Source organism: Herbidospora galbida, from assembly GCF_005233835.1.
In the GTDB taxonomy this organism is placed as follows: Bacteria; Actinomycetota; Actinomycetes; order Streptosporangiales; family Streptosporangiaceae; genus Herbidospora; species Herbidospora galbida.
Genome location: NZ_SZQA01000045.1, coordinates 1 through 24,084 on the forward strand (window position 1 = coordinate 1; position 24,084 = coordinate 24,084).

The 24,084-nt window shown below is 68.7% G+C and carries 24 protein-coding genes; 13 read left to right on the forward strand and 11 right to left on the reverse strand.

Features of this window, described 5'->3' with window-relative positions:
* The first annotated feature begins 212 nt into the window (after nt 1–212).
* The 4 genes from tsf to FDA94_RS33280 all read left to right on the forward strand — a co-directional run bounded on the left by tsf (nt 213) and on the right by FDA94_RS33280 (nt 3,369).
* The gene (tsf, locus tag FDA94_RS33265) at nt 213–1,046 is read left to right on the forward strand and encodes a translation elongation factor Ts (protein WP_137251036.1); all 834 of its coding nucleotides are present in this window, start codon (nt 213–215) and stop codon (nt 1,044–1,046) included.
* A gap of 33 nt (nt 1,047–1,079) precedes the next feature.
* Nucleotides 1,080–1,895 (forward strand): UMP kinase, encoded by an 816-nt coding sequence (pyrH, locus tag FDA94_RS33270; protein ID WP_202610317.1) that lies wholly within the window; start codon nt 1,080–1,082, stop codon nt 1,893–1,895.
* 10 nt (nt 1,896–1,905) lie between these two features.
* The gene (gene frr / locus FDA94_RS33275; RefSeq protein WP_030455681.1) at nt 1,906–2,463 is read left to right on the forward strand and encodes a ribosome recycling factor; all 558 of its coding nucleotides are present in this window, start codon (nt 1,906–1,908) and stop codon (nt 2,461–2,463) included.
* A 72-nt stretch (nt 2,464–2,535) separates the two neighbouring features.
* Nucleotides 2,536–3,369, forward strand: coding sequence for a phosphatidate cytidylyltransferase (locus tag FDA94_RS33280; RefSeq protein ID WP_246060287.1), 834 nt, complete (start codon nt 2,536–2,538; stop codon nt 3,367–3,369).
* Here FDA94_RS33280 and FDA94_RS33285 read toward each other — a convergent pair.
* Nucleotides 3,366–4,400, reverse strand: coding sequence for a suppressor of fused domain protein (locus FDA94_RS33285; RefSeq protein WP_246060288.1), 1,035 nt, complete (start codon nt 4,398–4,400; stop codon nt 3,366–3,368). The two genes, FDA94_RS33280 and FDA94_RS33285, sit on opposite strands and share 4 nt — an antisense overlap.
* 84 nt (nt 4,401–4,484) lie before the next feature.
* Between FDA94_RS33285 and rlmN the strand changes: the two genes are divergently transcribed.
* Entirely contained in the window at nt 4,485–5,597 is a 1,113-nt protein-coding gene (gene rlmN / locus FDA94_RS33290; protein ID WP_137251037.1) for a dual-specificity RNA methyltransferase RlmN, read from the forward strand.
* Here the strand turns inward: rlmN and FDA94_RS33295 are convergent.
* Together FDA94_RS33295 and FDA94_RS33300 are read right to left on the reverse strand one after the other, a co-directional pair.
* The gene (locus tag FDA94_RS33295; RefSeq protein WP_137251038.1) at nt 5,587–6,252 is read right to left on the reverse strand and encodes a hypothetical protein; all 666 of its coding nucleotides are present in this window, start codon (nt 6,250–6,252) and stop codon (nt 5,587–5,589) included. The two genes, rlmN and FDA94_RS33295, sit on opposite strands and share 11 nt — an antisense overlap.
* Entirely contained in the window at nt 6,249–6,950 is a 702-nt protein-coding gene (locus FDA94_RS33300) for an ABC transporter ATP-binding protein (RefSeq protein WP_137251039.1), read from the reverse strand. Before FDA94_RS33300 ends, FDA94_RS33295 begins: the two co-directional genes overlap by 4 nt.
* A gap of 57 nt (nt 6,951–7,007) precedes the next feature.
* Here FDA94_RS33300 and FDA94_RS33305 point away from each other — a divergent pair, with 57 nt between their 5' ends.
* Nucleotides 7,008–8,393 (forward strand): M1 family metallopeptidase, encoded by a 1,386-nt coding sequence (locus tag FDA94_RS33305; protein ID WP_212735619.1) that lies wholly within the window; start codon nt 7,008–7,010, stop codon nt 8,391–8,393.
* Nucleotides 8,394–8,428: 35 nt separating this feature from the next.
* On the opposite strand, the gene FDA94_RS33310 is transcribed toward FDA94_RS33305, so the two are convergent.
* From FDA94_RS33310 to FDA94_RS33320, 3 genes are all read right to left on the reverse strand, one after another.
* The gene (locus FDA94_RS33310; RefSeq protein WP_137251041.1) at nt 8,429–9,817 is read right to left on the reverse strand and encodes an Nramp family divalent metal transporter; all 1,389 of its coding nucleotides are present in this window, start codon (nt 9,815–9,817) and stop codon (nt 8,429–8,431) included.
* 42 nt (nt 9,818–9,859) lie between these two features.
* Nucleotides 9,860–10,288, reverse strand: coding sequence for a hypothetical protein (locus tag FDA94_RS33315; protein ID WP_137251042.1), 429 nt, complete (start codon nt 10,286–10,288; stop codon nt 9,860–9,862).
* Nucleotides 10,289–10,395: 107 nt separating this feature from the next.
* Nucleotides 10,396–10,878: an Lrp/AsnC family transcriptional regulator gene (locus FDA94_RS33320; RefSeq protein WP_137251043.1), complete on the reverse strand. Its 483-nt coding sequence runs from the start codon at nt 10,876–10,878 to the stop codon at nt 10,396–10,398.
* 182 nt (nt 10,879–11,060) lie between these two features.
* On the opposite strand from FDA94_RS33320, the gene FDA94_RS33325 reads away from it, so the two are divergent.
* From FDA94_RS33325 to FDA94_RS33345, 5 genes are read left to right on the forward strand one after another with little or no spacing between them, the layout of a single operon-like run.
* Nucleotides 11,061–12,488 (forward strand): gamma-aminobutyraldehyde dehydrogenase, encoded by a 1,428-nt coding sequence (locus FDA94_RS33325; protein WP_137251044.1) that lies wholly within the window; start codon nt 11,061–11,063, stop codon nt 12,486–12,488.
* 16 nt (nt 12,489–12,504) lie between these two features.
* Nucleotides 12,505–13,599, forward strand: a complete 1,095-nt coding sequence (locus FDA94_RS33330; protein ID WP_137251045.1) for an ABC transporter ATP-binding protein — start codon at nt 12,505–12,507, stop codon at nt 13,597–13,599.
* A gap of 60 nt (nt 13,600–13,659) precedes the next feature.
* A complete protein-coding gene (locus FDA94_RS33335) occupies nt 13,660–14,859 on the forward strand; it encodes an ABC transporter substrate-binding protein (protein ID WP_137251046.1) in 1,200 nt (399 codons plus the stop codon).
* Between the two features lie 4 nt (nt 14,860–14,863).
* A complete protein-coding gene (locus tag FDA94_RS33340) occupies nt 14,864–15,715 on the forward strand; it encodes an ABC transporter permease (protein WP_137251047.1) in 852 nt (283 codons plus the stop codon).
* Nucleotides 15,712–16,500, forward strand: a complete 789-nt coding sequence (locus tag FDA94_RS33345) for an ABC transporter permease (RefSeq protein WP_137251048.1) — start codon at nt 15,712–15,714, stop codon at nt 16,498–16,500. Before FDA94_RS33340 ends, FDA94_RS33345 begins: the two co-directional genes overlap by 4 nt.
* A gap of 350 nt (nt 16,501–16,850) precedes the next feature.
* Here FDA94_RS33345 and FDA94_RS33350 read toward each other — a convergent pair whose 3' ends face one another.
* Nucleotides 16,851–18,044 (reverse strand): RNA-guided endonuclease InsQ/TnpB family protein, encoded by a 1,194-nt coding sequence (locus FDA94_RS33350; RefSeq protein WP_137251049.1) that lies wholly within the window; start codon nt 18,042–18,044, stop codon nt 16,851–16,853.
* Nucleotides 18,045–18,244: 200 nt separating this feature from the next.
* Here FDA94_RS33350 and FDA94_RS33355 point away from each other — a divergent pair, with 200 nt between their 5' ends.
* On the forward strand, nt 18,245–19,642 hold the full coding sequence (locus tag FDA94_RS33355; protein ID WP_137251050.1) for an NAD(P)/FAD-dependent oxidoreductase: 1,398 nt from the start codon (nt 18,245–18,247) through the stop codon (nt 19,640–19,642).
* Nucleotides 19,643–19,666: 24 nt separating this feature from the next.
* A complete protein-coding gene (locus FDA94_RS33360; protein ID WP_137251051.1) occupies nt 19,667–20,563 on the forward strand; it encodes an alpha/beta hydrolase in 897 nt (298 codons plus the stop codon).
* Here FDA94_RS33360 and FDA94_RS33365 read toward each other — a convergent pair.
* The 4 genes from FDA94_RS33365 to FDA94_RS33380 form a co-directional block, all read right to left on the reverse strand.
* On the reverse strand, nt 20,520–21,356 hold the full coding sequence (locus tag FDA94_RS33365) for a phosphotriesterase family protein (RefSeq protein WP_137251052.1): 837 nt from the start codon (nt 21,354–21,356) through the stop codon (nt 20,520–20,522). The genes FDA94_RS33360 and FDA94_RS33365 overlap by 44 nt on opposite strands.
* Before the next feature lie 52 nt (nt 21,357–21,408).
* Nucleotides 21,409–21,891, reverse strand: a complete 483-nt coding sequence (locus tag FDA94_RS33370; RefSeq protein WP_137251053.1) for a hypothetical protein — start codon at nt 21,889–21,891, stop codon at nt 21,409–21,411.
* A gap of 314 nt (nt 21,892–22,205) precedes the next feature.
* On the reverse strand, nt 22,206–22,841 hold the full coding sequence (locus FDA94_RS33375) for a DUF998 domain-containing protein (RefSeq protein ID WP_137251054.1): 636 nt from the start codon (nt 22,839–22,841) through the stop codon (nt 22,206–22,208).
* 12 nt (nt 22,842–22,853) lie between these two features.
* Entirely contained in the window at nt 22,854–24,077 is a 1,224-nt protein-coding gene (locus FDA94_RS33380; protein ID WP_137251055.1) for a glycosyltransferase, read from the reverse strand.
* Nucleotides 24,078–24,084 lie beyond the last annotated feature (7 nt).

Here is a 24,084-nt window from a genome sequence, read left to right on the forward strand (position 1 = left end):
GAGGCTCCGGCCGAGGCCCCCGCTGAGGCCGCCGCCGAGGCGCCCGCCGCCGAGGCCCCGGCTGCCGAGGCCCCCGCCGCCGAGACGCCCGAGGCCCCCGCCGACGGTGACGAGTCGAAGGCGTAGTCCTTCCCCCAAAGCTCTTCCGGGTGGGCGTGTCGGCACGATGACACGCCCACCCGCTCCACGACGAAACCCATGAGGAAATGACAATGGCTTCCGTGAACATGGCCGATGTCAAGCGGCTTCGCGAGCTGACGGCCGCCGGCATGATGGACTGCAAGAAGGCGCTGGAGGAGTCCGAGGGCGACTTCGACCGCGCGGTCGAGCTCCTGCGTCTCAAGGGCGCCAAGGACGTCGGCAAGCGCGAGGCCCGCACCGCCTCCAACGGCCTGATCGCCCTCAAGCAGGACGGCGACTCCCGCGCCGCGCTGCTCGAGCTCAACTGCGAGACCGACTTCGTCGCCAAGGGCGAGCGCTTCCAGGAGGTCGCGGCCCAGGTCGTCGCCTTCATCCTCGAGACCAAGCCGGCCGACGTGGCCGAGCTGCTCGACTCCAAGCTCGACGGCAAGACCGTCAAGGAGCTGCTCGACGAGACCAACGCGGCGCTCGGCGAGAAGATCGAGATCCGCCGGTTCTCCGTGCTCGAAGGCGGCTACATCGGCGCCTACATGCACAAGACCGACCCGCAGCTGCCGCCGGCCGTGGGCGTCCTGGTCCAGCTCGACTCGGCCAACGCCGAGGTCGCCAAGGACATCGCGCAGCACGCCGCCGCGATGGCGCCGAAGTACCTCGACGCCGACGCCGTCCCCGCCGAGGTCATCGAGAAGGAGCGCGCGCTCTTCGAGGAGATGACCCGCGAGGAGGGCAAGCCCGAGCCCGCGATCGCCAAGATCGTCGAGGGTCGCGTCAACGGCTGGTACAAGGACTTCACGCTGCTCCAGCAGGCGTTCGTGAAGGACAACAAGAAGTCGATCAAGAAGTACGCGGACGAGGCCGGCGTCAAGGTCCTGGCCTTCACCCGCTTCAAGGTCGGCCAGGCATAGTCTGGGGCTGTCACCCGAGGTCGTCCCGTAATCATGCGGGACGACCTGTTCAGCCCGAAATCCACTGAGGAGGCCGCCGCCGTGCAGGAGAACACCGAACCCGCCCCGGCGGCTTCGTCGTATGACGGGCCGCTGCGCTGGAAGCGGGTCATGCTGAAGCTTTCCGGCGAGGCGTTCGCCGGCGGGGATTCCCTCGGCATCGACCCCGTCGTCGTGGCCAAGATCGCCGACTCGATCGCGGAGGCGGTCCGTGACGGCGTCCAGGTCTCGGTGGTCGTCGGCGGCGGCAACATGTTCCGGGGCGCCGCGCTGTCCGAGCGCGGCATGGACCGGGCCCGCGCCGACTACATGGGCATGCTGGGCACCGTCATCAACTGTCTCGCGCTGCAGGACTTCCTGGAGAAGCGCGGCGTGGAAACGCGCGTGCAGACCGCCATCACGATGCAGCAGGTCGCCGAGCCGTTCCTGCCCCGCCGGGCGATCCGCCACCTGGAGAAGGGCCGCGTGGTCATCTTCGGGGCCGGGCTGGGCTCGCCCTTCTTCTCCACCGACACCTGCGCCGCCCAGCGCGCGCTGGAGATCGGCGCGGAAGCCCTGCTCAAGGGCACCCAGGTCGACGGCGTCTACGACGCCGACCCCCGGAAGAACCCCGACGCGGTCCGGTTCGACCGGCTCGAATACGGCGAGGTCCTCACGCGCGACCTCGCGGTGATGGACGCCACGGCCATCAGCCTGTGCAAGGACAACGGCCTGCCCATCGTGGTGTTCGAGCTGATGGGCGAAGGCAACATCCTGCGGGCGGTCCGCGGAGAGAAGATCGGCACGCTGGTGAGTCCGGCAGGGAAATAGGGAGCCAACAGTGATCGAGGAAACCCTCTTCGAGGCCGAAGAGAAGATGGACAAGGCGGTGACCGTCGCGAAGGAGGACTTCGCGGCCATCCGCACCGGCCGGGTCACCCCCGCGATGTTCAACAAGATCAATGTTGACTACTACGGGTCGCTGACCCCGGTCCAGCAGCTCGCCTCCTTCCACGTCCCCGAGGCACGCATGGTGCTGGTGCAGCCCTACGACAAGGGCTCGATGAGCGCCATCGAGAAGGCGATCCGCGACAGCGACCTGGGGGTCAACCCCGGCAACGACGGCAACGTCATCCGCGTGGTGTTCCCCGAGCTCTCGGGCGAGCGCCGCAAGGAGTACATCAAGATCGCCCGGACGAAGGCCGAGAACAGCCGCGTGTCGATCCGGAACATCCGGCGTCACGCCAAGGAAGTGCTCGACAAGCTCGTCAAGGACAGCGAGGCGGGCGAAGACGAGGTCCACCGCGCGGTCAAGGAGCTCGACGACCTGACCCAGAAGCACGTCGCCAAGATCGACGAGCTGCTCAAGCACAAGGAAGCCGAGCTGCTCGAAGTCTGACGAGCACCATCGCGATCCTTGCCCCGGTGATGCAAGGGGCAGGGATCGCGCGCATGTAGGGAGTAGGACATCTTGGACGGAACGGTGTCACCCCCGGCGGGCGGGAGCCGTACCGGCCGGAACCTGCCGGCGGCGATCGCGTCCGCGCTCGGGCTGGCGGTGGTGATCCTCGGATCGCTCTATCTGTACAAGCCCGCGTTCCTCGTGGTCGTCATCGCCGCCGTCGGCGTGGGGATCCACGAGCTGGTGAAGGGGCTGGCCACCCGCGACATCCACGTGCCGCTGATCCCCGTCCTGGTGGGCATGGCGGCGATGGTCTCCGGGGCCTACTACTTCGGGCCGGGGGTGTTCCTCGGCATCTTCGCGATCACCGTCATGGGCGTGCTGGGCTGGCGGCTCTTCCAGGGGTCCGACGGGTTCGTCCGCGACGCCACCGCGACCGTCTTCATGGCGGTCTACCCGGCGCTGTTCGCCGGGTTCGTCGGCCTGCTGCTGGCGCCGCCCGACGGCGCGAACCGGGCCCTCATCTTCGTGGCCGTGACGGCCTCCTCCGACATCGGCGGGTACGCCGCCGGGGTCCTCTTCGGCCGGCACAAGATGTCGATCATCAGCCCGAAGAAGACCTGGGAGGGCTTCGCCGGTTCGGCCATCGCCTGCGTCGCGGTCGGCGGCTGGCTGGTGGCCTGGCTGCTGAAGGGCCAGATCTGGCAGGGTGCGCTGCTCGGGGCCGTGGTCGTCGTCTGCGCCACGGTGGGCGACCTGATCGAGTCGGTCATCAAGCGCGACCTCGGCATCAAGGACATGGGCTCGGTGCTGCCGGGCCACGGCGGCATGATGGACCGGATCGACTCGCTGCTCTTCACCCTGGTGCCCTGCTGGCTGCTGCTGGCGGCCTTCATCCGCTAGATGCGGTCGAAGGCGCTCAGCCGCGAGGCGATGACGTCGTGGCCGCGTTCGGCGGCGACCTTGAGTTCGGCGTCGGTCACCGGGATCAGCCAGAGCCACCGCACCACGTCTCCGGCGACCTGGAACCCCGACAGGTCGGGCAGGCCGCGCGGGGCGGCCAGCATCATCACACCTTCGTAGCCGCCGGGCACGGGGAAGGTGCCGGGCTGGTGATACCAGCGGGCCGTGTGGCCGTCGCCGAGCCAGGTCACCGAGCGCCACGGATATTGGCCGAGCCACAGGAACAGCCGGGCCGCCCCCCTCGGATCGCCCCGGGTGGCGACCGCCAGTTCGACGCGGGTCGGGGTGTCGTAGAGCTCGGCCGAGGGCATCCGCTGGCAGCTCATCCCGACCGTCGAGAGGACCGTGAAGTCGCGGCCGTAGGCGGGCGGGCGTTCGGTGACGCCGAGTGCGGGCATCTGGCCGCCGCTCGCGTCCCAGAACCGGCCCGGAGGGCCCAGCCGCCCGTCGAGGTGGCCCATCACGAACTGCTGGAACGACGCCCACGACGACTCGCCGGCCCGCCACTGCCAGTAGGCCTCGGCCTTGGCGACCCGGGGGCTCAGGCCTTCGAGCGCCTCCGACAGCGCCCAGGCGAAGGGCCATTCGCCGACGGCCTCGCGCGCGTAGCCGGGCATGCCACGTTCCAGATCGGCCCAGCCGGGGATCACGGCCAGCAGGCCCTCGTCGTCGTAGAGGGCGACGCCGTCACCCTCCTCGAACCACAGCACGCGGAGCCGGGACGCGTCGAGGTGGGCGGTGCCGAAAGGGCGGCGGGTGCCCGCTCTGGGCATGACCGGGGGCCGGCCGGTGTTGAGACGGGCGAGGTCGAGTGACATCGGGGCCGTCACGTGGTTGCCCAGCCAGACGGCTCCACGGACGGATCCGGCCGGGTCGCGCAGGTAAGCTACCGAGGACACCTGATCGCGCTCGACCGTAAGGGTGCGGCTTCCGTAGGGATTGGTGCTGGTGAGCACGATGGTGCTGTCCACGCCTCACCTCCCAGATCAGGACTCTAAGCCCGGTGCCGCCTGGCCGTAAGAGCAGTCGTCGTTTTGAGATCGTGAGGGTTCGTTATGTCCGAGGCCGCCCCCAAGGCCGGTCAGCTCACGTTCGTCGCACCGCGACGGGCGAAGCCGCAGCGCCATCTGGCCGACCTGACCATGGCCGAGCGCCGTGCCGCCGTCGCGGAGCTCGGTGAGAAGCCGTTCCGGGCCGACCAGCTCTCGCGCCACTACTTCGCCAAGCTGACCGAGTCGCCCGACGAGATGACCGACCTCCCGGCGGCCTCGCGCGAGACGCTCGGCCAGCTGCTCCCGTCGCTGCTGACCTCGGTCCGCGAGATCACCTGCGACGACGGCATGACCCGCAAGACGCTCTGGAAGCTGTTCGACGGCTCCCTGGTCGAGTCGGTCATGATGCGCTACCCCGACCGGGTCACGATGTGCGTGTCGTCGCAGGCCGGGTGCGGCATGAACTGCCCGTTCTGCGCGACCGGCCAGGCCGGGCTGACCCGCAACATGTCGACCGCCGAGATCGTCGAGCAGGTCGTCGCCGGGCAGCGGGCGCTGGCCAAGGGCGAGGTGCCGGGCGGTCCCGGCCGGGTCAGCAACATCGTCTTCATGGGCATGGGCGAGCCGATGGCCAACTACAAGGCCGTGATCGGCGCGGTCCACCGCATGGTCGACCCGTCGCCCGAGGGCCTGGGCATCTCCGCGCGCGGCGTCACCGTCTCGACGGTCGGCCTCGTCCCGGCGATCGAGAAGCTGTCGAACGAGGGCCTGCCGGTGACGCTGGCCGTCTCGCTGCACGCCCCCGACGACGAGCTGCGTGACACGCTGGTCCCGATCAACACGCGCTGGAAGGTGGCCGAGGTCCTCGGCGCGGCCTGGGACTACGCCGCCAAGACCAAGCGCCGGGTCTCGATCGAGTACGCCCTCATCAAGGACATCAACGACCAGGAGTGGCGGGCCGACCTGCTCGGCAAGCTGCTCAAGGGCAAGCTGGTGCACGTCAACCTGATCCCGCTGAACCCGACCCCGGGCTCGAAGTGGACGGCCTCCCGGCCGGAGGACGAACGGGCCTTCGTCCGCAGGCTGGAGTCCCACGGGGTCGCGGTGACGGTCCGCGACACCCGTGGCCGTGAGATCGACGGCGCCTGCGGCCAGCTCGCCGCGGCTAACCCCTGACCCGGCGCACCGCCGCGTAGCCGGCGAGCCCGGCCGCGCTCCAGGCCAGCGCTGACGCGACGATGACCCCCAGCCGGTCGGGCAGTTCGTGGTGGTGGGCGGCGTTCATCCAGTCCAAGACCGGCACCGACGCCCACGGGCCCGCCGAGCTGAGCAGCAGGATCGCCACGTAGCCGCCGACCAGCACGGCGGCCGAGGCGGCGGGGGAGGCCAGCACCGGGCGGCTCGTCAGGGCGCCCAGGGCGGTCCCGGCCAGCACGGCCAGCAGGTGCAGCCCGGCGCCGTAGCCGAGGTCGGCCGCGCCGGGCGTCTCGGCGAAGCCGACCAGCAGCGGGAACACCACGGCGACCAGCGCCAGCGCGGCCGTCAGCAGCAGCGCGGCGAGCAGCCCGGCCACGAGTTCGCGGCGGCGGCCGACGGCGGTGATCGCGATGAGGCGCTGCTCGTCGGGCTCGTTGTCGAGCAGGCCCCGGGCCGCCCAGGCGAAGACGAGCATCAGGATGCCGGCCGAGTCGGAGTAGCTGGGGAGTTCGCCGCCGGCGGGGACCCCGGTGGCGTAGATGATCGACAGGACGGCGAGCAGCCCGAGCAGGGGCTGGAAGATCCGGTGCGACCGTACGTATCCCGAGAGCCGGAACGTGACCAGGGGGATCATGAAACCTCGTGGCCTTCCGCCCGGAGCCGGGCCGCCAGCGCGGCGGCCCTCGACTGCGGCAGCTTGATGGTCAGGGTGGTCAGCGGGTCGTCCTCGACGACCCGGGCGACCTGGGTGATCTTCCCGTCGCGGACCTCGTAGCGGGTCACGCCCGGCACCGCCCGCAGGTCTCCCTGGTGGTCGCTGGCGACGACGATGCCGCCCCGGGCGGCGATTTCGGTGACGATCACCGACAGTTCGGCGCGGGCCGTCACGTCGAGCCCGGCGAACGGCTCGTCGAGGATCAGCAGCCCCGGCTCCCCGGCGAGGGCCTGGGCGAGGCCGACCTTGTGGGCGCTGCCCTTCGACAGGTCGGGCAGCTTCTGGCCGAGCAGATGGTCCATGCCGAGCCGGGCGGTCAGCTCCTCGGGCACGGCCACCCGGCGGATCGCCGCCATATGCCGCAGGTAGGCCGCCACGGTGAACGGCTGGGCCGAGGGGAACCGTTCGGGGGCGTAGCCGATGACCGCAGGGCGCTCCTCGATCAGGCCCCTGACCGGCCGCAACAGGCCCGCGAGCAGCCGCAGCAGGGTCGACTTGCCGGTGCCGTTGGGGCCGGTGATCTCGGCGACCGCGCCGGGGGCGAGGTCGAGGGAGGCGCCGGAGAGCACCCAGGGATCGCCCCGCCGGTAACGGAAGGAGACGTCAGTCGCACGCACTTCACCGATATTAGGTTGATTGTGTCCGTTGCCGGATTCATCTCGATAATGTGCGGCATGCTTCGCACACGAATCTCCGGCGCGGCGTTGCTCGCGGTCGCCGCGTTACTCGCGCCCTCAGCCCCGGCATGGGCCGACGCTCATTCCCCGGGCTCCTCCGGTGTGGGCGACCCCTACTTTCCGTACGCCGGCAACGGCGGCTACGACGTCCAGCACTACGACCTGAAGCTCCGCTACACCCCCAAGTCCGGCGAGATCGACTCCACCGCGACGATCACCGCCAAGGCGACCAAGGGCCTGTCGCGCTTCAACCTCGACCTGTCGGGCCTCACCGTCCGCGCGGTCACGGTCGACGGCAAGAAGGCCAAGTGGTCCCGCAAGGGCCAGGAGCTGACCGTCACCCCGAAGAAGGGCGTCGACGACGAGGCCACCTTCAAGGTCGTCGTCGAGTACGACGGCAGGCCGAAGCCGGTCGACGACCCGGAACTCGGCATCACCGGGTTCATCCACACCAAGGACGGCGCCGTCGTCGTCTCCCAGCCCGACGGCGCCCGCACCTGGTTCCCCGCGAACGACACCCCGCGCGACAAGGCCACGTTCTCGTACGAGATCAGCGCCCCCGTCGGCCTCACGGTGCTGGCCAACGGCGAGCCGCAGAACTCGGGCATCGTCCGGGTCAAGAAGGGCTACGTCGTCTCGCGCTGGCAGATGAAGCAGCCCATGGCCCCCTACCTGGCCATGATCGCCATCGGTAAGTACAAGGTCAGCGAGGGCACCGCCGCCGGCGTCCCCAACATCACCGCCTACGACCCCGCCCTGGCCAAGACCTCCAAGCACTTCCACAAGGAGACCGCCGAGGCGACGAAGTGGGGCGTCGAGCACTTCGGCCCCTACCCGTTCGGCTCGACCGGCGGCATCGCCGACAAGCTCGACGTCCACTACGCCCTGGAGACGCAGGGCCGCCCGGTCTACGACGGCGACGCCAGCGACGACCTGCTGATCGTCCACGAGATCGCGCACCAGTGGTTCGGCAACAGCGTCGGCCTGGAGTCGTGGAACGACATCTGGCTGAACGAGGGCCTGGCCAGCTACGCCGAGTGGCTCTACGAGGAGACCCACAACGGCCCGACGGCCCAGTCGACCTTCGACAAGTACTACAAGAGCACCGGCAAGTTCTGGGACGTCAAGACGGGCGCCCCCGGCCAGAAGAACATGTTCGACTGGGAGGCGATCTACCTGCGCGGCGCGATGACCGTCCACGCCCTGCGCACCGAGATCGGCGACGCGACCTTCTTCGAGCTCCTGAAGGAGTGGCCGGCCCGCCACCGGCACGCCACCGCCACCACGAAGGACTTCGTGGCCCTCGCCGAGGAGCTCAGCGGCAAGGACCTCGACCCGCTCTTCAAGAAGTGGCTGTACGTGGCCAAGAAGCCCGCGCTCTAGTCCGCACGAGGGCGGGCTTCCGACAGGGCCCGCCCTCAGCCGGTCAGCTTGCCGATCTGGTCGATCAGCGTGAGCACCGAGAAGAACCCGAAGAACGCGAACGTCAGCAGCACCGCGACCATCCGGTAGCCGCGGATCTTGATCGCCTGCGGCAGCATCCGCCGGTTGAGGACCGCCAGCAGGGCCGAGTAGACGAACATCATGATCCCGCCGACGCTGGAGGAGATCACCAGCAGCGTGATCGGCTGGTCGAACCCGATCGTCAGCATCAGGATCCCGAAGACCACGATGAACCACACGACGAGCGAGTAGATCCGGCTCTCCGTCCACCGCTCCGAGGCGGGCAGGTAGACGGTCTTCACGATGTCGGCGACCATCCGCCCGACGTAGTCGCAGATGCCCATCGCCGCGGCGAACAGCGACAGCGCGCCGATCGCCCAGAAGAACGTCCCGAACCAGTTCAGCCGCTGGTTCAGCACCTCGCCCTCGGCCCGCAGGAAGGTGATGTCGTTGGTGGACCCGGAGCCGAAGACGGTCGAGTAGGCCAGCATCGACATCAGGAAGATCGTGAAGATGGTGATCGCGACGAACGAGATGAGCTGCTCGATGTTGGCGACCCGCCACCAGCCCCGCCACCGCGACAGGTTCTCCTCGGTGGGCTCGAAGGTGTAACCGGTCGCGGGCGCGGCCTGGTCCTCTCCCGTCACCGGTGAGACCAGCCGGGGGATCCGGGCGCCCATGCCCATGTTCTTGTCCCTGATCCAGTTGCTCTGGACGAGGTTCTGGCCGCCGCCCGCCCCCGCGAAGGCCAGCGCGCCGAGAACCAGCGCCGTGCCCAGCTGACTGGGCACCGTCCCGATGCTGGTGACCGCCTCTCCCAGCCCCCGGTACGCCTCTCCCGAGATCGCCACGAACAGCGCGACGACCAGGAAGACCAGCACCGCCGCGACCTTGACGAACTGGGTGGCCTCGACGGTCCGGTAGACGACGGGGGAGAGGGTCAGCGCGATCCCGATGATGACGAGCTCGATGACCGCGATGACGGTGACGTTCCCCTGACCGACCGCGTAGGTGAACACGGTGGCCGACGAGGTCGCCCAGCCGGGCCAGATGTTGGCCAGCAGCGCCATCAGGGCGAACACGATGCCCCAGTGCCGCCCCAGCCGCGAGAACCCGGTGAGTGCGGTCTCCCCGGTGGCCAGGGTGTAGCGCTCGATCTCCATGTTGAGGAAGAACTGCGCGATCACCCCGACGACGGCCGCCCACAGGAAGACCAGGCCGACGTTGGCGGAGATGTAGGGCCAGATGACGAACTCACCCGAGGCGAGCCCGACCCCCGCCGCGATCACCCCCGGACCGAGGACGCGGCGGAGCGGCTGGGGCTCGGGTAACTGGGCGACCTTGAACGCGGGCATGCTGCTCATGGCCGCCGCCGCTACCCTCACAGACGCCTTTCAGGCGTCGTTTCAGCACCACCAGCCGGATGCGGGCGTGACGTAGGAAGTCGACCCGCCCTTCGGACGGAAGCCCACCCGCACGCAGACTCCCGAATTCTTCCGGTAGGCGTAGGACCAGTTGCGGTCGGCCTGGAGGGTCGTGAGGCCGCACTGCATCCAGGACGAGCCTCCGTTGCTGGAGAGGTCGACCCAGACCTGGTCGCCGTTGACCGACGTGGCGAGCCTCGACCAGACGTAACGACTGGTGCCGGAGTAGCCGTAGCGAAGCTGGTTGGTCCGGCCGCCCACCGTTCTGCTGGTGTAGGTGTAGGCGTTGTCCAGCGTGTTCGGGTTGGCCTGTGTGGGACAGGCCAGGGCGGAGGCCGGGGAGGCGGCCGCCGTGATGCCGCCGGCCAGGAGGAAGGCGACGCCGAGGACGGAGAACGTTCTGGATCTCATGGTTCCCTCGTTTTCTGTTCGCTGGCGGGGCGTTCTCCGCCCCACCGGAATGCTCGAACAGAGCCGTTCAGCCGGGAACCTGGAAGCTTAGAGGTTGCTGTGGGCCGTCAGTGTGTGCCCCAGGAGTACGTTTGTTTGTGCAGTTTCAGGTAGACAAAGGTCTCGGTGGCCCTGACCGCAGGGATCGCCCGGATTTTGCCGAGAATTTCCAGGAGGTGCTGATCTCCCTCACACACGACCTCGACCATGATGTCGAGCGAGCCGGCCGTCAGGACGACGTAGTCGACCTCCTCGATCGAGCCGAGCTCGTCGGCGACGGCCTCCAGGTCGCCTTCGCACTTGATGCCGATCATGGCCTGCCGGGGGAACCCGAGAGTGAGAGGGTCGGTGACCGCCACGATCTGCATGACACCGGCGTCGAGCAGGCGCTGGACGCGCTGGCGGACGGCGGCCTCGGAGAGCCCGACGGCCTTCCCGATGGCGGCATACGGCTTGCGGCCGTCGGCCTGCAGTTGCTCGACGATCTGCTTGGAGATCTCGTCGAGCACCACGGGGCCGTTCCTGGTGGTCCGAACCTTCGGCGTGGTCATCCCCGCATAAGCCCTTCATGTTTCCGACATGTTGCCGCCTAGGTGCGACATGTTGTCAGTTCCGCGTCCCTTGTCAAGCGATTCCGTAGCAATTTGATATCTTTCGCTACGAAATCCCTTGTCGTTGTCTGATATGTCTGTCAGAGTCGCGACAACTTTGAACACCTTCACAGGAGGTCGAAGTGACCACCCGCCTGCAGAACTACATCAACGGGAAGTTCGTCGACGCCAGGAGCGGACGCTTCTCCGACGTGGTCGATCCGAGCACCGGCGAGGTCTACGCGCAGGCCCCCCTGTCCGGGCAGGAGGACGTCGACGCGGCCTACGAGGCCGCCGCGGCGGCTTTCGAGACCTGGGGACAGACGACTCCGGGTGAGCGGGCGAACCTGCTGTTGAAGATAGCCGACGCCATCGAGGCGCGCGCGGACGAGATCAACCAGGCCGAGTGCCGCAACACCGGCAAGCCCTACGCCCGCATGAGCGAGGACGAGACCCCGGTCGCCGCCGACCACTTCCGCTTCTTCGCGGGCGCGGCGCGCACGCTGGAGGGCCCGACGGCGGGCGAGTTCCTCGCCGACCACACCTCGGTCATCCGGCACGAGCCGGTCGGCGTCATCGGCCAGGTCACGCCGTGGAACTACCCGATGATGATGGCCGTCTGGAAGATCGCCCCGGCGCTGGCCGCGGGCAACACGATCGTGCTGAAGCCGTCGGACACCACCCCGGTCTCCACCGTCAAGCTGGCCGAGATCATCGGCGACGTCCTCCCGGCCGGCGTGTTCAACGTCGTGACCGGCGACCGCGAGACCGGCTCCCTGGTCATCGCCCACCCGACCGCCTCGATGGTCGCGATCACCGGCTCGGTCGGCGCGGGCATGGCCGTCGCCAAGAGCGCGGCCGACGACCTCAAGCGCGTCCACCTGGAGCTGGGCGGCAAGGCCCCGGTCGTGGTCTTCGAGGACATCAAGGACATCAAGGCCGCCGCCGAGGCCATCGCCGGCGCGGGCCTCTACAACGCCGGGCAGGACTGCACCGCCGCCTGCCGCGTGCTCGTCCACGAGTCGATCCACGACGAGTTCGCCGAGGCCCTCAAGGAGGCCGCCGCCGCGACCGTCACCGGCACCGGCGACGACGCCTTCTACGGCCCGCTCAACAACCCGAACCAGCTGGCCCGGGTCAAGGGCTTCTTCGAGCGCCTCCCCGAGCACGCCACCGTGCTCACGGGCGGCGAGCAGGTGGGCGAGGCGGGCTACTTCTTCGCCCCGACCGTGGTCGACGGCCTGAAGCAGGACGACGAGATGGTGCAGACCGAGGTGTTCGGCCCCGTCATCACCGTGCAGACCTTCACCGACGAGGCCGACGCGCTGGCCAAGGCCAACGGCGTGCAGTACGGCCTGTCGAGCTCCGTCTGGACCTCCGACCACGGCCGCGCGATGCGCATGTCGAAGCGGCTCGACTTCGGGGTCGTGTGGGTCAACACCCACATCCCCTTCGTGTCGGAGATGCCCCACGGCGGCTTCAAGCACTCCGGGTACGGCAAGGACCTGTCGGTCTTCGGCCTGCACGACTACACCCGGGTGAAGCACGTCATGCACTACATCGGCGACTAGGTAAGCGAGAGGTGATATGCCCGAGGATGTCCCCGCCATCGAGCTTGACGGCGTCGTCAAGGAATACCTCGCGCACGGCGAGACGGTTCAGGCGGTAAAAGGTGTCAGCCTGACGATCGGGGAGGGCGAGTTCTTCTCCCTCCTCGGCCCGTCCGGCTGCGGCAAGACGACGACGATGCGCATGATCGCGGGGTTCGAGGAGCCGACGAAGGGCCTCGTGAAACTCCTCGGGCAGGACGTCACCAACGTCCCGCCCAACAAGCGCGACATCAACATGGTCTTCCAGTCGTACGCGCTGTTCCCGCACATGAACGTGTGGGAGAACGTGGCCTTCGGCCTCAGGCGCAAGAAGGTGGCCGACGCCGAGATCAAGCAGCGCGTCGGCGACATCCTGGAGATCGTCGACCTCACGGGCCGGGAGAAGCGGCGTCCGCGCGAGATGTCCGGTGGCCAGCAGCAGCGGGTGGCGCTCGCCCGCGCGCTGGTCAACCGGCCCCGGGCGCTGCTGCTCGACGAGCCGCTGGGCGCCCTCGACCTGAAGCTGCGCCAGCAGATGCAGACCGAGCTCAAGCGCATCCAGCGCGAGGTGGGCATCACCTTCGTCTACGTGACCCACGACCAGTCCGAGGCGCTCACGATGAGCGACCGGATCGCCGTCATGAACGACGGCCTGGTGGAGCAGCTGGCCGACCCCAGAGAGATCTACGAGAGGCCGGCCTCGAAGTTCGTGGCCGGGTTCATCGGGACCTCGAACCTGCTGTCGGGCACCGTGGACGCCGCCGAAGGCGACCTGCTGGTGGTCCGGCTGGGCGAGCACGACCGCATCCTCGTGCCCGGGAAGGCGGCGGCGGGGGACACCGTCGACCTGACCGTACGTCCGGAGAAGATCACGATCTCGACGGAGCAGCCCGAGTCCGGGCTGAGCGTCGTCAGGGGCGACGTCGCCGAGATCACCTATCTGGGCACCTACAACAGCTACGCGGTGGCGCTGGCCGACGGCACGGAGATCACGGTCTTCCAGCAGAACGCCATCGACAGCTCGACGACGGCGGAACGCGGTGACACGGTGTGGCTCTCGTGGCGCCCGCAGCACTCGTACACGCTGTCATGACCGGGGGAATTTTGCGGATAACTTCAGGAACGTCCAGATAGAAACCCCCTCGGAGCTTTGATGAACAATCCCCTCCTGCGCGGTCTGACGCAGTCCCGATACTCCCGCCGTGACGCCCTCCGCTTCGCCGGTTACTCGGCCGCCGGGCTCGCCCTGGCCGCCTGCGGCGTGCAGGGCCAGAAGGCCGCGGCGCCCTCTCCCAGCGCCGTGGCCGACTTCTGGTCGACCCGGAAGAAGAACGGCCGGGTCGTCTTCGCGAACTGGCCCGAGTACATGCCCGAGGACCAGGCCCCGCTCAAGCAGTTCCAGCAGGCGACCGGGATCTCGTACGAGTACAAGGAAGTCATCCAGGAGAACGCCGAGTTCTTCGGCAAGTCGGAGCCGCAGCTGCGGGCCGGGCAGCCGCTCGGCTACGACATCATCGTGATGACCAACGGTCTTCAGCTCGGCAAGATGATCCAGCTGGGCTACCTGACCGCGCTCGACCACAAGCAGCTGCCCAACTTCGCGGCCAACGCCGGGGCGTCGTACAAGAACCCGGCCTACGACCCGAACAACACGTACACGATCCCCTACCAGGCGGGCGTGACGGGCATCGCGTACAACACCAAGTACGTCGACGAGGACATCACCAGCATCCAGTCCCTGTTCGACAAGAAGTACGAGGGCAAGGTCGGCATGATGGCCGACGCGCAGGAGGTCGGGAACTTCGGCATGTTCGCCGTGGGCATCGACCCCGACAAGTCGACCCAGGCCGACTGGGAGAAGGCCGCCGCCAAGCTCAAGGAGCAGCGCGACCAGGGCATCGTGCGCAAGTACTACGCCCAGGACTACATCGACGCCGTCGCCAAGGGCGACGTGTGGCTGAGCCAGGCCTGGTCGGGCGACGTGTTCCAGCGGCAGCTGGCCGGAGAGCCGGTCAAGTTCGTGGTGCCCCAGGAGGGCGGCACGATCTGGATCGACAACATGGCCATCCCGAAGGGCGCCGCCAACCCGGTCGACGCGCTGATGCTGATGGACTTCCTCTACAAGCCGGAGATCGCCGCCGAGCTCACCTCCTACATCCAGTACGTCACCCCGGTGAACGGCGTGCAGCAGATCCTGGCCGGCAAGAGCGACGACGACTCCAAGGCCCTGGCCGAGAGCCCCCTGATCTTCCCGACCGAGGCCGACTACGCCAAGCTGCGGCCCTACCGCACCCTCACCAACGCCGAGGAGCCGGTCTACAACGGCCTCTTCCAGACCATCACGCAGGGCTGATCGAATGAGACGCTGGACGCCTTACTGGCTGGCCCTGCCCGCGTGGCTGTGGCTCGCCATCTTCCTGGTGGTGCCCATCGCGGCCATGGCCTCGGTGTCGTTGACCACGGGCAACCTCATCGACGGGTTCACGCAGACGTTCAGCGTCTCCAACTACTCGGACGCGATCGCGAAGTACAGCACGCAGCTCGTACGCTCTCTGGTGTACGGCGGCGTCGCGACCGTGATCATGCTGGTGCTCGGCTATCCGGTGGCGTACTGGATCGCCTTCAAGGCCGGGCACCGCAAGTCCATGTTCCTGTTCCTCCTCCTGCTGCCCTTCTTCGTGTCGTTCGTGCTGCGGACGATCTCGTGGGGCTTCCTGCTGGCCGACGACGGCATCCTGTTCGGCACGCTGAAGGGCTGGGGGGTGCTCCCGCAGGACTTCCACGTGCTGGCCACGACGGTGGCGGTCATCGGCGGCCTGGTCTACAACTTCCTGCCGTTCATGATCCTGCCGATCTACGTGGCGCTGGAGCGCGTCGACCCCCGGGTCATCGAGGCCTCCTACGACCTGTACGCCTCGCGCCTGTCGACCTTCCGCCGGGTGGTGCTCCCGCTGTCGCTGCCGGGGGTGTTCGCCGGCGTCCTGATGACGTTCGTGCCGGCCACGGCCGACCCGATCAACGCCCAGGTGCTCGGCGGCACGAGCAACACGATGATCGGCAACATCGTGCAGACCGAGTACCTGGTCAACAACGACTACCCGACCGCGTCGGCGATCTCGTTCACCCTGATGGCCGTGCTGCTGATCGGCATCTTCATCTACGCGCGTGCCCTCGGCACCGAGAACGTCCTGGAGGCGGCGGCCCGATGAGAGGGAAGCTGGGCGACAGGGCCCTTTACGTCTACACGTGGCTGATCATCCTGTGGCTGGCCTCGCCCATCGCGGTGATGATCCTGTTCGGCTTCAACGACAAGCAGTCGAAGTCGAACACCTCGTGGCAGGGTTTCACGTTCAAGTGGTACCAGCAGCTGTTCGCCATCGACGGCCTCACCGACGCGCTGGTCAACTCACTGATCATCGCGGTGGTCAGCACCGTGCTGGCGACCGTCCTCGGCACCCTGCTGGGCCTGGCCGTCGGCCGCTACCGCTTCCGCGGCAAGGGCGTCACCGACTTCCTCATCTTCGCCGCGATCAGCACGCCCGAGCTCGTCATGGGCGCCTCGCTGCTGTCGCTGTTCGTGTCGGCCAACGCCCCGCGCGGCCACATCACGATCATCATCGCGCACACGCTCTTCTCGCTCGCGTTCGTCGTCGTGACGGTCCGGGCGAGGGTGGTCGGCCTCGACCCCTCGCTGGAGGAGGCCGCCCGCGACCTGGGCGCCGGGACGTTCACCACGTTCCGCCTGGTCACCCTTCCGTCGATCATGCCGGGCGTGGCGGCGGGCGCGATGCTCGCCTTCGCCCTGTCGATCGACGACTACGTCGTGACGAGTTTCGTCAACGGCTCGGAACAGACGTTCCCCCTCTGGATCGTGGGCGCCGTGAAGGTGGGCATCCCGCCACAGGTGAACGTCATGGGAACCCTTATCTTTGGTATAGGCGTCCTGCTCGCCATCGCCAATGCCGTATCCGCTCGCAGGAAGACGACCCACTAAAGGGACGTGAAATGTGTGACCCCTCCGCACAGCTGCACTCCTAGCACCGCGAAGGGCAAGTGCCCGCTCCACTCCGCTCGCGCCGCGTCTCCTCTCGACCGGCGCAGGCCCGGCGTGTCCGCCGCCCCCACCTGATCTGATCTCCGCAGCCCCGTCGAGCCGTAGCTCCGGGGCCAATAGGCGTTTCCCCCACCGGCATGGCGCTCCGTCATGCCGGGATTTCCCGTACCTCCGAGAAAGAGACCTTGAATGATGAGGCGTACCAGAAAAATTGTCGGAATCCCCGCCGGTGACGAACCCGTGCTGAGGCGATGGTGACTCCTCCGACGCCCGAAGACGACGGCTTCTCGCTAAGCCGCGACAGCTCCGCGAAGGGCAAGCCCTGCCCGCAAGATGTTCTGAGCCGCGTTCACGTCCGCGTGCGCCACGTGCCCGCACGTTCCACATCGGAACTCGGCTTGGGAGACACGGTTGTCCGCCGCGCAATGCCCACATCGGGCACAGGTGCGGGAGGTGTTGGCGGGGTTCACCGCGATCAGCTCTCGACCGGCGCTTTCAGCCTTGTGCGACAGGATCGCCAGGAACACCCCCCAACCCGCGTCGAGAATGCTCCTGTTGAGCCCGGACTTCGCAGCCGCTCCATTGGGCGAGAATCCGCCCCGGCCGTCCGGCAGGGGGCGGGCCCGTCTGGTCATCTTCCCGACCTGAAGCGCCTCGTGCACGATGACGTCGTAGTCGCGGACCAGCCCGCACGCCGTCTTGTGTGCGCTGTCCAAGCGTTGGCGGCGGATCTTCCCATGTATGGCCGCGACCCGCGCCACTTCCTTGCGCCTGCGCTTCGATCCGCGCTTCTTGCGGGCCAGACTCCGTTGAGCGCCGACAAGGCGGCCTGCATCGGCGAGAAGGTGACGGGGATTCGCGATGTGCATCCCCTCGCTAGTGGTGACGAACCAGGCGACACCCATGTCGATGCCGGTCATCGCGTCCGTCCGGGGCAGCGGCCTGGCGGGAACGTCGTCGCACGAGAGCACGACGAACCAGCGGGAGCCCGCCCGCTTGACGCTGATCGTCTTCACGGTGCCGGACACCCGCCGGTGCTGATGGACGCGGATGTGCCCGACGCCCTGGAATCGTACATAGGTGGCGGTCGGATGGTCGGGCTGCGAATTCCACCGGCAACCGTCACCGTCCTTGGGCCACTCCACCGTGTTGAACCAGCCCCGTCCCTTGAAGCGCGGGAACCCGGGCGTGCGACCTGCGCGAATGCGGGTGAAGAACGCAGCGAACGCCCTGTCCAGCCGACGCAGCGTGGCTTGCTGCGAAGAGAACGACCAACGGGCCTGCCCGTCCGGGTCATCGGCTCGGATGCTCTTCAACTCCGCCGACTGATCGCCGTACCGGACGATCACTCCCGCCTTGCGGTAAGCGGTGCGCCGGTGCTCCAGGGCCCCGTTGTACAGCTCGCGGTGGTCATCGAGACAGGCGGCAAGTGCGATCTCCTGGTGTCGGGTGGGTCGCAGCCGGAACACGTAGGACCTGCGCAACGGCCCCGCCTTCGGCGCTCGGACGAATTCGCACCTGACAAGTCACAGGATCATTGAACGCCGCCGCACATCATATGCGCCGAAGAATGGAGAATTTCGATGTGCAGATCGGGCAACCTTCTGCATTCCGTGGCCTTGACGGCCCTTACCTTCCCAATTCCCCTCTCATGTAATAATGCCGGTCAAATCGGAGATTTCTGATGGATCCCCGACGCGCGCTGGCCGATGCCGAGCGCAAGCCGTACTGGCTGCACGAAGACCCCCACGAGCCGGAGACGCTGCCGCGTCTGTTCGGCCACACCACCGCCGACCTGGCCATCGTCGGCGGCGGATTCTCCGGGCTGTGGACGGCCCTGCTGGCCAAGGAGCGCGACCCCCGGCGCGACGTCGTCCTGCTGGAGGGCCAGACGGTCGGCTGGGCGGCGACCGGCCGCAACGGCGGCTTCTGCCACGCGAGCCTGACCCACGGGCTGGGCAACGGGCTGGAGCGCTGGCCCTACGAGATCGCCGACCTGCACCGGATGGGCATCGAGAACTTCAACGAGATCGAAGAGACGATCAAGCGCTACGGCATCGACTGCTCCTTCGAGCGGACCGGCGAGATGAACGTCGCCACCGAGCAGTGGCAGATCGACGAGATGCGCGAGATCCACACGATCGGCCGCGAGCTCGGGATGGACATCCAGTACCTCGACCAGGACGAGGTGCGGGCCGAGGTCAACTCCCCGACCTACATCGCCGGCGTCTGGGAACGCGGCGAGTGCGCCATGATCGACCCCGCCCGGCTCGCCTGGGGCCTGCGCCAGGCGTGCCTGAAGCTCGGGGTCCGCATGTACGAGCACTCGCCGGTCCGCGAGATCTCCTCGCTCGGCCCGTCGCTGCAGCTCAAGTCGATGTACGGCACCGTCCGTGCCCGCCGGGTGGCCCTCGGCACCGGCGTGTTCTCGCCCCTGCTGCGGCGGCTCAAGTACTACGTCGTCCCCGTCTACGACTACGCCCTGATGACCGAGCCGCTCACCGAGGCGCAGCTCGACTCGATCGGCTGGCGCAACCGGCAGGGCATGGGCGACTCGGCCAACCAGTTCCACTACTACCGGCTGACCGACGACAACAGCATCCTGTGGGGCGGCTACGACGCCGTCTACTACAACGGCGGCCGGGTCCGCCCGACCTACGACCAGCGCGACACCACCTTCCACACGCTGGCCGAGCACTTCTACGAGACCTTCCCCCAGCTGGAGGACGTGCGGTTCTCCCACAAGTGGGGCGGCGTGATCGACACGTGCAGCCGCTTCTCGGCGTTCTTCGGCACCGGCTACGGCACCCGCCTCGCCTACGCGGTCGGCTACACCGGCCTCGGGGTGGCGGCCACCCGCTTCGGCGCCAACGTCATGCTCGACCTCCTCGACGGGCGGGACACCGAGCGGACGCGGCTCCACATGGTCCGCCAGAAGCCGGTGCCGTTCCCGCCCGAACCCGTCAGGTCGGGGGTGATCCAGCTGACCCGGTGGTCGCTGGCCCGCGCCGACGCGAACGGCGGGCGCCGCAACGCGTGGCTGCGCACTCTCGACCGGCTCGGGCTGGGATTCGACTCATGAGATCTTTACGTCAACACTGAGGGAATGAGAGTCGAGTTCACCGCAGGCACCCTCCGGCTCGCCGGCGAGCTGAGGGTGCCCACGGGCCCGGGTCCCCACCCGGCGCTCGTCTTCACCGGCCCCTTCACCGGGGTGAAAGAACAGGTCACCGGCCTGTACGCCGCCCGCCTCACCGACCTCGGCTACGTCACGCTGGCCTTCGACCACCGCAACTGGGGTGAGTCCGACGGCCAGCCCCGGCGGCACGAAGACCCGCAGGGCAAGCTGGAGGACCTGCGCGCCGCCGTGAGCTACGTGCGGTCGCGTCCCGAGGTGCGATCGGACGCGATCGGCGCGGTCGGCATCTGCCTGGGCGGCGGCTACGCGCTGAAGTTCGCCGCCTTCGACCCCCGCGTCCGGGTGTTCGTCGGCATCGCGGGCGGCTACAACAGCCCCTACACGATGCGGACCGGCGACTGGTGGCCCGGCGCCCTGAAGTCGTTCACCGAGGCGTTGGAGCGGCAGGACCTCGGGGCCCGGCCCGAATACGTCCCGGCGGTCGGCGGCCCCGACGCCGCGATGGCCGGCGACGAGCCGTTCCAGTACTACGGCACCGCCCGCGGCGAGACCCCCGGCTGGGTCAACGAGGTGACGAGGGCCTCGTTGCGCGAGCTGATCACGATGGACAACATGATGGGCGCCGACTTCCTGTCGCCCAAACCGGGGCTACTGGTGCACGGCGTGGTCGACGCCTACTGTGCGCCCGAGGGCGCCCACGAGGTGCACGCCCGCCTGTCGGAACCGAGGAAGCTCGTCTGGCTCGACGCCAAACAGCACGTCGACCTCTACGACACCGAGCCCTACGTCACCCAGGCGGTCCAGGCCGTGGGCGAGTTCCTCAGCGTCCACCTGCCAGCCACCGCACGGGGTTCACACGGGTGACCAGGTCGGGCACGCCCTCGACGTCGAACAGCTTCGCGTAGCCCTCGCCGCCGTAGGGGCACAGTTCGTCGCGCCGGGAGACCCCCGAGGTGAACAGCACCCGCTCGCCGTGCCCGGCGTCGAGCAGCGTGAACACGTCGTCGGGGCAGGTGACGGTGACGTAGGCGCCGGTCTCGCAGATCTTGCGCTGGGCCAGCGGGTCGGCGGTCCTGACGTTGACCCGCTGCGGCGGCACCCGGTGGTGCAGCAGCGTCTCCAGCAGCGCCAGGCCCGACGCCGCGATGGGCAGGTCGGTCCGCAGCGACGCGCGGGCGGCGGCCACCGTCGCCCGCTCCTCGGCAGGGGTGGGCGTCTCGTCGTGGGCCGAGGCGACGATGACGCCGGGCCGCGCGGAGGTCCCGTCGAGCCCGACGCCGATCTCCCGCAGCAGGTCGCCGGTGAGGTCGTCGACCCCGGCGGGCTTGATCAGCTCTCCGGCGAACGGCTCGGGCCCGAAGCCGGTGGCGGCGACGATCCCGACCCGGGAGCCCGCCGCCATGCGGGTGAGGGCGGTCGTGTCGCGTCCCATGCCGAGACCGGTGTGGTCGACGATCAGGGACAGGCCGAACTCCCGGTTGAGGCGGGTCAGCTCGGCGGTGACGTGGCCCTCTTCGTCCAGCCACCGCTCGGGATCGGACTCGACCCCGACACCCCATCGGGTGTCGGCCCGCAGAGTCTCCCAGGGGAGCACCGGGCCTTCGACGGAACTGACCGGGACGGTCCCGGCGACGGTCTGGATACGAGCCTCGAACATGACCGGACATTAGCCGATTTTGAGGCGTGATCAGGCCATTCTTGGGATTCCTTTACCCCGGAGTGTTAGCGTTTGTCGGCTCTGGGGAGGCGCAGGCCAGCTTGGCCGGGTCCTTGACGACGGTGATCTCGTCGAGGATCCGCCCCTGCGCCGGGATCGCCGGCGGCCGGCTCCCGTCGGGTACCCAGTAGACCTGGATGTCGTACTCGCGGTCGGCGTCGCGCGGGTCGTCGATCCCGACGCGGACCGGCACGTGCCAGCCGCCGTCGTCGTCGGTGGTCATCTCGTGGACGACGACCCCGCCCACGACCAGCCACAGTTTCCCGGCGCCGGGCGGGATGGCGGTGCCGGTGACGGTCGTGCAGGTCGGGCTGAACCCGCCGTCGACGGGCCGGGTGATGTGCACCATCCCGTAGTTGACCGCGAGCGGCGCCCGGGTCACGGCGGCGATCGGGGGAGCGAACCAGGTCTGCCGTACGAGGGAGATGACGAGCCCGGCGGTCATCAGCGCGAATCCCGCGATGGCGAAGGGCATGAGCCGCGGAGTGCCGCGAAGGCTGATGACCAAAAGGGTCAAAGCGACGAATCCGGCGAATAGGCTGGCCGGTCCGAGATATTTTCCGGATAAGTCCGGATCTGCGTACGCCCAGGTCGCGGCCACCGCGATCCCGCAGGCAGCGGCCGTGATCCGGCCGGCATTCGACGCGCTTCCCATGGACGGGAGTATCCATCGCCGTCGTGTCGAATTTGGGAATTCGGTTGATTTCGATCGCGTAATGCCGGAGTTGATGGTTTTTGTGGCGGAAATAAATTCACCGCCCCTTCGGTGGCGAAGAGGCGGTGAGAGGGTCAGCCGTTCAGCGCGTGCTCCGGCCGCGTCGCCGGGGCGGCCGCCCGCTGCCCGGCCTTGCCCAGGTTCGCCAGGGCGATCACGAGCAGGATCTCCAGGACGACCACGATCCGCTCCAGCAGGCCGAAGTAGGCCTCCCCACCGACCAGCGCCGAGACCGGCGACGTCGGGTGGCTCAGCAGGTAGGCGACCAGGAACACCCCGCTCAGCCGGGCCAGCAGGCCGACGGCACCGAGCGGCCCCCGCCGCGTCAGGATCCAGCCGGCCACCGGCAGCGAGGTGAAGACCACCGCCGTCGACCAGCGGTGGATCTCGCCGCCCAGGGTGGTCACGTCGGCCGACAGGTCGGTCGGGAAGATGGTGGCCAGGACCAGCCCGGCCGCCGCCACGATCAGCAGCACCCGGGTCGCCGCCGTGCGCGACGGGTTCGGCTCGGTCAGGCTCCAGGCGGTGGCCACGCAGCCGGCCGCCAGGGCCATCATGCCGAGGGCGAAGACGGTCTCGGTCGTGGTGTCGGTGACGGCGTAGTCGCTCAGCAGGCCGGTCATCGGGTTGATCAGGTCGGCGAAGAAGAGGTGCAGGCCCAGCATCAGGAGCAGGGCCGTCGCCGGGCCCGCCGTGGCCATCAGGATCATTGGTCCCCCGGTTCAGTGGACAGCGGATATGGGTGCGCGGTGCACGAGTTCCCCGTAGATCGACTCGAAACGGGCCAGCGACTGCTCGTGCGTGTGGGTCGCGGCCAGGGTGAGGCTCGCCTTCGACATCGCGGCGCGTTCCTCGGGCCGGGTGAGGATGGTCTTGAGGTGCCGGGCCAGCTCCGAGACGTCCCCGGGCGTGTAGAGGTGGCCGTTGCCCTCGACCAGGTGCGGCAGCGCCATCGCGTTGGCCGCGACGACCGGCAGGCCGCTCGCCATCGCCTCCAGGGTGGCGATGCTCTGCAGTTCGGCCGTGCCGGGCATGCAGAACACGTCGGCGACGGCGTACGCCTGGGGCAGGTCGGCGTCCTCGACGAAGCCGAGGAACCTCACGTGGTCGCCGGCGCCGACCCGGTGGGCCAGCTTCTCCAGCGCCTCGCGGCGATTGCCCTGGCCGACGAAGACGGCCTGGCAGTCGAGGTCGTTGAGCAGCTTCGGCAGCGCCAGCACGATCTCTTCGAGGTGCTTCTCCTCGTCGAGGCGGCCGACGAACAGGATCGTCGGACGCTCCGGCACGCCGAACCGGCGGCGGGCCCAGGCCTGCGGCTGCGGGCGGAACCGCGACAGGTCGATGCCGCACGACACCGGCTCGACCTTCTTGCGCAGGCCCTTGGCCGACAGCAGGTCGGCGGCCAGCGGGGTCGGGGTGGTGACGTGGTCGGCCCGCTCGAAGATCCGGTTCAGGTCCTTCCAGGCCAGCTCGCCGACCCGGCGGCGCAGCCGGGTGGGGACCCCGGTGAACTGGAAGAGGTTGTCCGGCATGAAGTGGTTGGTGGCCACCACGGGCAGCCCGGCCCGCTGAGCGGCGGCCACAGCCGACCGGCCGACCACGAAGTGGCCCTGGGTGTGCACGACGTCGGGCGCGATCCGCCGCACCAGCCGGTCCATCGTGCGGCCGAGCCCGGCCGGGACGGTGAACCGCATCGTCGGGTGGACCAGCAGGCGGGCCGACCGGAGCCGGTGCACCAGCACGCCCTCGATCACGTCGGTGACCGGGGGGCCGTCGTCGGAGCTGCACACGACGTGGACCTCCGTGCCCCGGGCCGCCAGGCCCGAGGCCAGGCGGTGGGAGAAGTAGGCGGCGCCGTTGACGTCCGGCGGGTAGGTGTCGGTCGCGATCAGCACCCGGCGGGGGCGCGAGTGCGCGACGGACGCCTCGGCGAGGGTGAGGCTCATGGGGGCT

Coding starts and splice junctions, on each gene's coding strand:
- FDA94_RS33355 (WP_137251050.1), top strand. CDS start 18,245: ATGGATCCCCGACGCGCGCTGGCCGATGCCGAGCGCAAGCCGTACTGG.
- FDA94_RS33305 (WP_212735619.1), top strand. CDS start 7,008: ATGCTTCGCACACGAATCTCCGGCGCGGCGTTGCTCGCGGTCGCCGCG.
- FDA94_RS33330 (WP_137251045.1), top strand. CDS start 12,505: ATGCCCGAGGATGTCCCCGCCATCGAGCTTGACGGCGTCGTCAAGGAA.
- rlmN (WP_137251037.1), top strand. CDS start 4,485: ATGTCCGAGGCCGCCCCCAAGGCCGGTCAGCTCACGTTCGTCGCACCG.
- FDA94_RS33340 (WP_137251047.1), top strand. CDS start 14,864: ATGAGACGCTGGACGCCTTACTGGCTGGCCCTGCCCGCGTGGCTGTGG.
- FDA94_RS33335 (WP_137251046.1), top strand. CDS start 13,660: ATGAACAATCCCCTCCTGCGCGGTCTGACGCAGTCCCGATACTCCCGC.
- FDA94_RS33360 (WP_137251051.1), top strand. CDS start 19,667: ATGAGAGTCGAGTTCACCGCAGGCACCCTCCGGCTCGCCGGCGAGCTG.
- FDA94_RS33345 (WP_137251048.1), top strand. CDS start 15,712: ATGAGAGGGAAGCTGGGCGACAGGGCCCTTTACGTCTACACGTGGCTG.
- FDA94_RS33295 (WP_137251038.1), bottom strand. CDS start 6,252: ATGATCCCCCTGGTCACGTTCCGGCTCTCGGGATACGTACGGTCGCAC.
- FDA94_RS33310 (WP_137251041.1), bottom strand. CDS start 9,817: ATGAGCAGCATGCCCGCGTTCAAGGTCGCCCAGTTACCCGAGCCCCAG.
- FDA94_RS33370 (WP_137251053.1), bottom strand. CDS start 21,891: ATGCCCTTCGCCATCGCGGGATTCGCGCTGATGACCGCCGGGCTCGTC.
- FDA94_RS33365 (WP_137251052.1), bottom strand. CDS start 21,356: ATGTTCGAGGCTCGTATCCAGACCGTCGCCGGGACCGTCCCGGTCAGT.
- FDA94_RS33375 (WP_137251054.1), bottom strand. CDS start 22,841: ATGATCCTGATGGCCACGGCGGGCCCGGCGACGGCCCTGCTCCTGATG.
- pyrH (WP_202610317.1), top strand. CDS start 1,080: ATGCGGGACGACCTGTTCAGCCCGAAATCCACTGAGGAGGCCGCCGCC.
- FDA94_RS33315 (WP_137251042.1), bottom strand. CDS start 10,288: ATGAGATCCAGAACGTTCTCCGTCCTCGGCGTCGCCTTCCTCCTGGCC.
- FDA94_RS33380 (WP_137251055.1), bottom strand. CDS start 24,077: ATGAGCCTCACCCTCGCCGAGGCGTCCGTCGCGCACTCGCGCCCCCGC.
- tsf (WP_137251036.1), top strand. CDS start 213: ATGGCTTCCGTGAACATGGCCGATGTCAAGCGGCTTCGCGAGCTGACG.
- FDA94_RS33320 (WP_137251043.1), bottom strand. CDS start 10,878: ATGACCACGCCGAAGGTTCGGACCACCAGGAACGGCCCCGTGGTGCTC.